The organism is Pseudoclavibacter sp. RFBB5 (assembly GCF_002931555.1).
GTDB lineage: Bacteria > Actinomycetota > Actinomycetes > Actinomycetales > Microbacteriaceae > Pseudoclavibacter.
Map to the genome: position 1 here is coordinate 1,228,333 of NZ_PSTZ01000007.1, position 6,754 is coordinate 1,235,086.

At 65.3% G+C, this 6,754-nt stretch carries 7 protein-coding genes; 1 reads left to right on the top strand and 6 read right to left on the bottom strand.

Annotated features, from left to right (window positions below; translation table 11 throughout):
• Positions 1-10: 10 nt before the first annotated feature.
• The 5 genes from C5B97_RS13740 to C5B97_RS17765 form a co-directional block, all read right to left on the bottom strand.
• Positions 11-1,060 carry an ABC transporter substrate-binding protein gene (locus C5B97_RS13740; protein WP_219819802.1) on the bottom strand — a complete coding sequence of 350 codons (1,050 nt, stop codon included), beginning with the start codon at positions 1,058-1,060 and terminating at the stop codon, positions 11-13.
• Positions 1,061-1,244: 184 nt separating this feature from the next.
• Positions 1,245-1,940, bottom strand: a complete 696-nt coding sequence (locus C5B97_RS13745; RefSeq protein ID WP_104312531.1) for a response regulator transcription factor — start codon at positions 1,938-1,940, stop codon at positions 1,245-1,247.
• A complete protein-coding gene (locus tag C5B97_RS13750) occupies positions 1,937-2,767 on the bottom strand; it encodes a sensor histidine kinase KdpD (RefSeq protein WP_179556290.1) in 831 nt (276 codons plus the stop codon). Before C5B97_RS13750 ends, C5B97_RS13745 begins: the two co-directional genes overlap by 4 nt.
• Positions 2,768-3,401: 634 nt before the next feature.
• A complete protein-coding gene (locus C5B97_RS13760; protein WP_219819803.1) occupies positions 3,402-4,610 on the bottom strand; it encodes a sodium:proton antiporter in 1,209 nt (402 codons plus the stop codon).
• A gap of 358 nt (positions 4,611-4,968) precedes the next feature.
• On the bottom strand, positions 4,969-5,256 hold the full coding sequence (locus tag C5B97_RS17765) for a hypothetical protein (RefSeq protein ID WP_146080821.1): 288 nt from the start codon (positions 5,254-5,256) through the stop codon (positions 4,969-4,971).
• Between the two features lie 387 nt (positions 5,257-5,643).
• Here C5B97_RS17765 and C5B97_RS13765 point away from each other — a divergent pair, with 387 nt between their 5' ends.
• Positions 5,644-6,492 carry a polysaccharide deacetylase family protein gene (locus tag C5B97_RS13765; protein ID WP_219819804.1) on the top strand — a complete coding sequence of 283 codons (849 nt, stop codon included), beginning with the start codon at positions 5,644-5,646 and terminating at the stop codon, positions 6,490-6,492.
• 78 nt (positions 6,493-6,570) lie between these two features.
• On the opposite strand, the gene C5B97_RS17770 is transcribed toward C5B97_RS13765, so the two are convergent.
• The coding region (locus tag C5B97_RS17770) for a hypothetical protein (protein WP_219819805.1) at positions 6,571-6,754 on the bottom strand (184 nt) is incomplete at its 5' end.

Sequence of the window (6,754 nt, forward strand, 5' to 3'; positions counted from 1 at the left end):
GTCTGCGCTTCTACTCCTTCGGAGCAGGCGCCACCTCCGCGTCGAACCGTCCCGTGAGCTCGTTGCGCGCCTTGCCTGCGGCGTCGATGTCGGCGTGCACGAGCTTGAGCGTGTCGAAGTCGACCATGTCCTCGGTGATCGTCGCGTCGGGGTTCGTCGGCACGCTGTAGCTGCCGACCGTCGCAGCGAGGTCCTGCGCCTCGGCCGTCAGGCTCCAGTCGATGAACGCCTTGGCGCCTTCCGGGTTCTTGGCGTTCTTGATGAGGGAGACGGCCCCGACCTCGTAGCCGGTTCCCTCTGACGGGAACGTCGTCTCGAGGTTCGTGAAGCCCTCGTTCACGAACTTCTGGCAGTCCTGGGCGAAGATCACGCCCGTGGCGACCTCGCCGCGGCCCGCCATCTGGCCGGGTGCGCTGCCGCTCTTCGAGTACTGGAGGATGTTCGAGTGGAGCTTCCCGAAGAAGTCGATCGCCGCATCCTGGTCGCCGTCGTTCAGCTCGACCTCGGTCCACAGCGCCTGGTACGCCGTGCCTGAGGTTCCGGGGTGCGCCATCGCGATGTTGCCCTTGAACTTGGGGTCGAGCAGGTCCTCCCACGAGGTGGGAGCCTCGGCGCCAATCTCCTCGAGCACGTCCGTGTTCGAGCAGAAGCTCAGTGCGCCGACGTAGACGCCGGTCCAGGTGCCGTCGGCGTCCTTGTACTCGTCGGGGATCTGCTCCGCGTTCGGGGAGGTGTACGGCTCGAGCAGGCCCGACTCGTCGGCCGCGAGGTGCCCTTCAGCGCCTCCGCCGAACCACGCGTCGAACTCAGGAGTCTCGCCGGTCGCGCTGAGGCGGGCGACCGCTTCGCCGCCGCTCAGGCGGACGTAGTTGGCGGGGATGCCGGACGCGGCCGTGAACTCGGCGGCGATGAGCTGGCACCAGTCCTCCTGCGGGCTGCAGATGAACGTGACGGGTTCACTCGAGCCGCCAGCTTCAGTGCCTGCACCCGCCGAGCAACCGGCGAGGAGAGCAGTGGCGGCGGTTGCCGCTGCTGCGAGAGGAAGCATTTTGCGTTGCATGCTGGAGAACTCCTTTGTTCTTGTTTCCGTGCTGTCGAGCATCAGGACGCTGTGCCTGACGATGCCAACGCTAGGAGCGGGGCGGGCATCCGTCCGTGACAGCTTGGTGATGCTCGGTGACAGCTTCGTCACCGAGCGGCTGCGGGACCCGGGCTCACCTGGGTTTGGCGGGCGTCGCCAGCCGTCAGCGGTCGGCGCGGAGCAGGTAGCCGGTGCCTCGCACGCTCTCGATGGCCGCGGCGCTGCCAGGCACGGCGGCTTCGAGCTTGTGGCGCATCCGGTAGATCGCCGCCTTGATCATCTCCCGGTCTCCGTGGCGGTCGTACTCACCCCAGCACATGAGCAGCAGCTGCGAGAAGTCGAGCGGCGAATTCGGATGCGAGATGAGGGCGGCCAGCAGCTTGTACTCGGTGTTGGTGAGCGACACGCGCTCGGTCCCGACGATCACGTCGTGGCTCGCGGGGTCGAGCTCAAGACGGACCCCCGCGGTGACGACGACGCGTGACGAGTCCGTGCGCCGCACCAGCCGCTGCGCTCGAAGGGCGAGCTCGCGGGGGTGGAACGGCTTCGCGACGTAGTCGTCGGCCTCCGCCTCCAGCCCGGCGATGCGGTCGGAGACCTCGCCCTTCGCTGTGACGAGCATGACCGGCACGTCCCAGCGCGACTTGATGCGCTGGCAGAGCGAGATGCCCGAGATGCCAGGCAGCATGATGTCGAGCACCACGAGGTCGGGGCGGGAGCGCTCGAGGGCGGACCAGGCTGCCTCGGCCGAACGGAACGACTCGGTGGTGAACCCCTGCGTCTCGAGCGCGAAGGTGACGATGTCGAGCATCGCGGGTTCATCGTCGACGACGAAGGCGAGGCTGTTCGGCGCGGTCATCGGCGCCGCCGTCGAAGCGACGGGTCGGCGAGCGGCAGCGTGAACATCATGGTCGTCCCTTTCCCGGAGATCGTGTCGACGTGGATGCGCCCGCCCTGCAGCTCCACGAACTGCTGCGAGATGAAGAGCCCGATCCCGGTTCCGTTGCCGAGCGGCCGGCCGCTCGAGAAGCGACTGAAGAGCCGCTCCCGCTGCGTCTCGCTCATCCCGGTTCCCCCGTCGCTGACGGAGATCATGACCTCGTCGTCTCCTGGAACGATACGCACCTCCACGCGCCCGCCGGTGGATTCGCTCCTCGCCGCGTTGTTGACGAGGTTCGTGATGACCTGACGGGTGAGCTGCGGGTCGACGAACGCGCTGACCGGGGCGCCCGGCGCATCCAGCACCACCGTGACGTCGGAGATCTCGGACAGCTCCTCGACGACTCCGCGGAACAGGACGCGGAGGTCCACCCACGTGCGTTCGATCGACACGAGGCCCGCCTCGAGTCGAGCGCGGGTGAGCAGCTGCTCCGAGAAGTTGTGCATGCGGACCGCGTTGTCGACGATGCGGTGCACGAACACCGCCTGCTTCTCGGTGAGCGGACCCGCGCGTTCCTCGGCGAGCAGCTCACCGGCCCCCTGGATGACGGCAAGCGGGGTGCGCAGCTCGTGGCTGAGCACCGACGCCTGGTCGGCGCGCCTCGTGCTGAGCTCCGTGACCTCCTCGAGCCGCTTCCGATCGCGCTCGTGGTCCTTCAGGACCAGCCAGACCGTCGCCCACGCCGCCGCGAGCGCGGTCAGTGTCGCCAGACCCATGGCCCAGTCGAGGCGGATGGTTGCGAGCACCGCGGCAAGAATTCCCGCGGCAACCGACACGAGGAGCGCACAGGCGGCCCACCTCGACATCATCATCACCGGATAAACCTAGACGATCACGCAAGAGGGACACAGCGCGGTATCCCCCGCCCTCTGTACAAGCCGGCAGATGCCGACAGGTCAGCCCACCAACGGGTACCAGTGACGGTCACGCAACTCGGAGTGCGATCCGAGGGCCAGCCAGGAGCCGTCGGCGACGGGGTCCGTCGGCGACGTCCACACCCGTGGGGCGTCTCGGGTTGTCGCAGCCCGGCCATGCTGTCATCCACTGAGCAAGTCCCTGCGGCGCAGCGCTGCCACCCCGAGGGCCAGTGCGGTGAGGACGGCAGCTGCCCAGACCGGGCCGGCGCCACCCGCTCCGGTCTCGAGGGCGAAGATTCCCAGGACCGGGCCGGCGAAGGCACCGAGGTTGAGCGCCGCGGTCGCGTACGAGCCGCGACCTCCGCGACCGGAACGTCCGCAGCGACGAGGGGGGCGGAGTTATTGAGTTGGCTCTCGCTGATCTTTAGCGGGCGCCTGCCCAGGTCGGAACCAGCGGCTCGTCGTCTGCTGATCGCCTCGAGGACGCCTGCAAACTGGACGGCTTGCAACAATTCGGTGCGGCTCAGTGTTTCCTCGTGAGCGCTGACATGAGTCGTGGTGCGGCCAGGCCGTGGAATAGGACACTGCTGAATACGACGATGACGGTGATGTAGAGCGCCGTGTTGGCGTCGTCTTCGCGCAGTGAATTGAAGGCGAGTAGGCCGAAAACAACTGAGGCTGTACCGCGGGGTCCGGCAATCCCTACAGCTGTTCGCTCTCGCCATGTTGTTGCGCTGCCGAGAAGGGCAACGTAGACGGGAAGCATTCGAAGGACTGTGAGCGCGAGCACACCTAGGAAGATCATCTCCCATGACGCCCCACCTTCTGCAGCGAGCACGACAACGGCTCCGAATACGAACCAGATGCCGAGTGACGAGATGAGACCGACGTCGTCTACGGATGACATTTCAGCGTGGTCCAGGTCTGCTGGAGTGCTGGCGCGGGGGCTGCGAGCAGCACGGAATGCGATGCCTGCGACGAAGGCGGCGACAAACCCGTTGCCGCCCAATGTGACTGCCACCGCGTACACGAGCAGAGGCACAATGACGATACCGAGACGAAGGGCTTGACTCGTCGCCCACTCTCTTCGCACGACGTTCTTGACTGCGAGTCCAGCACCGCCGCCCAGCACTGCACCGACGAGGAGGGCCACTCCTGAGGCCACGAGGGCGCCTTCCACTGCTGGCCCAAAACGCTCGGCGTCGTTCCCCTCTGCGACAGCGAGGGCGAAGATGAAGAGAGGAGAAACGATTCCGTCGTTGTAGCCGCTCTCTACGTTGAGGCTGTTTCTGATTTTGCTCGGGATTCTCTTGTCTCGAATTATTTCGGCTGACGCAGCGAAGTCCGTGGGGGTGACGATGCAGGCGATAACAAGGAGAAGAGCCCATTGTGCGTCTGGGAGTAGAATTGCGGCAGCTAGCACGGTGGCTACGAGTGACATGGGCAGTGCGATCGCGAGAAGTCGAGCAACGATTCGGCCCTCTCCACCGAGGAATCCTCGTCGCACTTCCGTGGCGTCCACGAAGAGGAGCACGGCGAGCACTATCTCGACGATTTTCTCGGCGACGACGGTGTTCAGATGTTCGCCGAGGTCTTGTCCGTACGCCAGGCCGGCGACGGCTCCGAGGGCTATGACAGTCAAGGGGGCGGAGACGCCGAGTCGCCCCAGCTGTCGGCTCAGCAAGGACCAGACGGCGATGGCAATCAGACCACTCACGATTAGGGCATGCACAGTGACTAATTCTATCCGGGCAGTGTCGACTGTCGGGCGGTACGCGATATCCGGCTCTTCTTCCGTGGGCCTCCGAGGTAGGGGCCGCGTAGATGGGTGATGTGGTTGTTGCGTTCGAGCGCGTAGAGAAGTCTCGAGCAGTCGGCTTCGAACAGCTCACGCGCAAGCGGATGGGGTTGCGGAGGTCTTCGACGTTGCCATCGGTGGCCTCGGGGCAGCCGACGCACGCGAAGACATCGACCAGTCGCTGGTTCATCTCGGGTCACTTCAGCCGATGCTCGTGACAGCTGGATAGCTCCCGCATGCGGTACGAGACCTCGCGGGTTCGTGCGAGAGCCAGGGTCTTCTCGTGGTGGGCCTACTGGTTTTGTTGTGTTTCGTGCCACGCGATCTTCGCTGCGGCGTCGTTCAGTCCGAGGCTGCTCTGCCCGGTTGCGAGGAGGTCACCGCCGTCGGTCGACAGGGTGATGCTGTAAGTCGGGGAAGGGCCCGGTTTGGTTCGTGTTTCCAGGCGGACGTTTTGTTCGCCAAGCATGCCGTAGACCCTCAGGTGGTGTGGGTTGCTGTTTACGTTGGGTTCGAACCAAGGCTTGGACAATCCGAAGAAATGGGTGTTGATGAGATCAACTGCGCTGCCTTGCGCCACGGTGTGCCCTCTTTCTGACCTCGCCTGGCGAGTATCTGCACAGATTCTACCGAGTGACCGGCCACCGCGGTTGCTTGACTGACGAGAAGCGTATGCACGACCACCCCTGGTGTCCGGCGTGAAAGGGAACAAGCGACGTGTACGGAGCGCGCGGGGCAATCGCAACGACTGGAATTTCTGTGCAAAGTTATTGAAGTGTCAGGCCGGTCGTGGGGTTGAAACGTGGTTTTGAGAGGGTCTGAGCGTTTTGATCGTCGCGGTTTTCAGCGAGGTCTGAGAGGTCGGGGTGTCCGCTGCGCCTACTTGCGTGCTCGGTACCCCTAGATTGAGTGCATCGCGACCCCGTTTCCCGGGAGGGATCGCCCCCCCTAGGAGAGAAGAACGAGCGTGCAAAGACCATCGGAACAAGGTTCGCCCGCACGCCGCACGGTTGTCGCCGGTTTGGCGATGGGCGTGATGTCGGCGCTTGCCGCGTGCACCACGGCACCGGCTCGCCAGGCCACGCCGCCCGGCTCTGCCACCCCAACCCCAACACTCACACCGACCTCAACGCCAACCCCCACCCCCACTCCAGTGGTGGCCCTGCCCGCCCGGATCGCGCTCCCAGGCGGCACACTGACCGGCTTGCCTGGTGAGGGAAACCTGCTCGCGCTGACCGTGGACGACGGTGCGGACAGTGAGGTGGTTGCGGGGTACGCGGAGTTCATGCAGCGGACTGGTTTCCGCGCAACATTCTTCCTCAATGGCATCTATGACTCTTGGACGGAGCAGGCCGGCGTGCTTCGGCCCCTCGTCGAATCCGGTGTTGCCCAGCTCGCGAACCACACCTTTTCGCACCCCGATCTCACCGAGCTCACGGACAGTGAAGTGGTTGAGGAGCTGCAGAGCAACGAGAACTTCATTCGCACCACGTATGGGGTGAGCGGTGCACCGTACTTCCGTCCCCCGTTCGGCTATCACGATGATCGGGTGGACGCGGCCGCCGCCAGTGTCGGATATACGCAGCCGGTGCTTTGGTACGGCTCGTTGTCGGACTCCGGGCTCATCACCGCAGACCAGCTGCGAGGTTTCGCCGACCAGTACCTGCTTGCGCAGCACATCGTGATCGGCCACGCCAACTTCCCGCCGGTGCTCGAGTGTCTCGATTACATTCAGCAGCTGGTCGTCTCGCGGGCTCTGCGAACCGTCACGCTTGATGACGTGTTCGAGGTCGAGAACCGCCCCCAGCGACCCTGACGATCCTTCTCGGGTTCGGACGACGCCGCGCGGCCCCTTTCATGCGGGGGTCGCGCGGCGTGATCTGAAGGGACGGTGTCAGCTGGGGAGGCCGGCGGTGCCGAGTTTCGTCGCGCCGCGCGAGCGAGCGCGCTGCTCCTCCAGGGCCGCGAGGAACTCGCTTTCCCAGGCGGGGTCGACCTCGATGCCCTGGCGCTTCGCCTCCTCGACGCTCAGCTCGCGGGGGAACCCGTGGGTGTCGGAGAGCAGGAACACATCAGCA

Excerpts from the sequence above, each read along its gene's own strand:
- C5B97_RS13740 (WP_219819802.1), bottom strand. The coding sequence starts at position 1,060 with ATGCAACGCAAAATGCTTCCTCTCGCAGCAGCGGCAACCGCCGCCACT.
- C5B97_RS13745 (WP_104312531.1), bottom strand. The coding sequence starts at position 1,940 with ATGACCGCGCCGAACAGCCTCGCCTTCGTCGTCGACGATGAACCCGCG.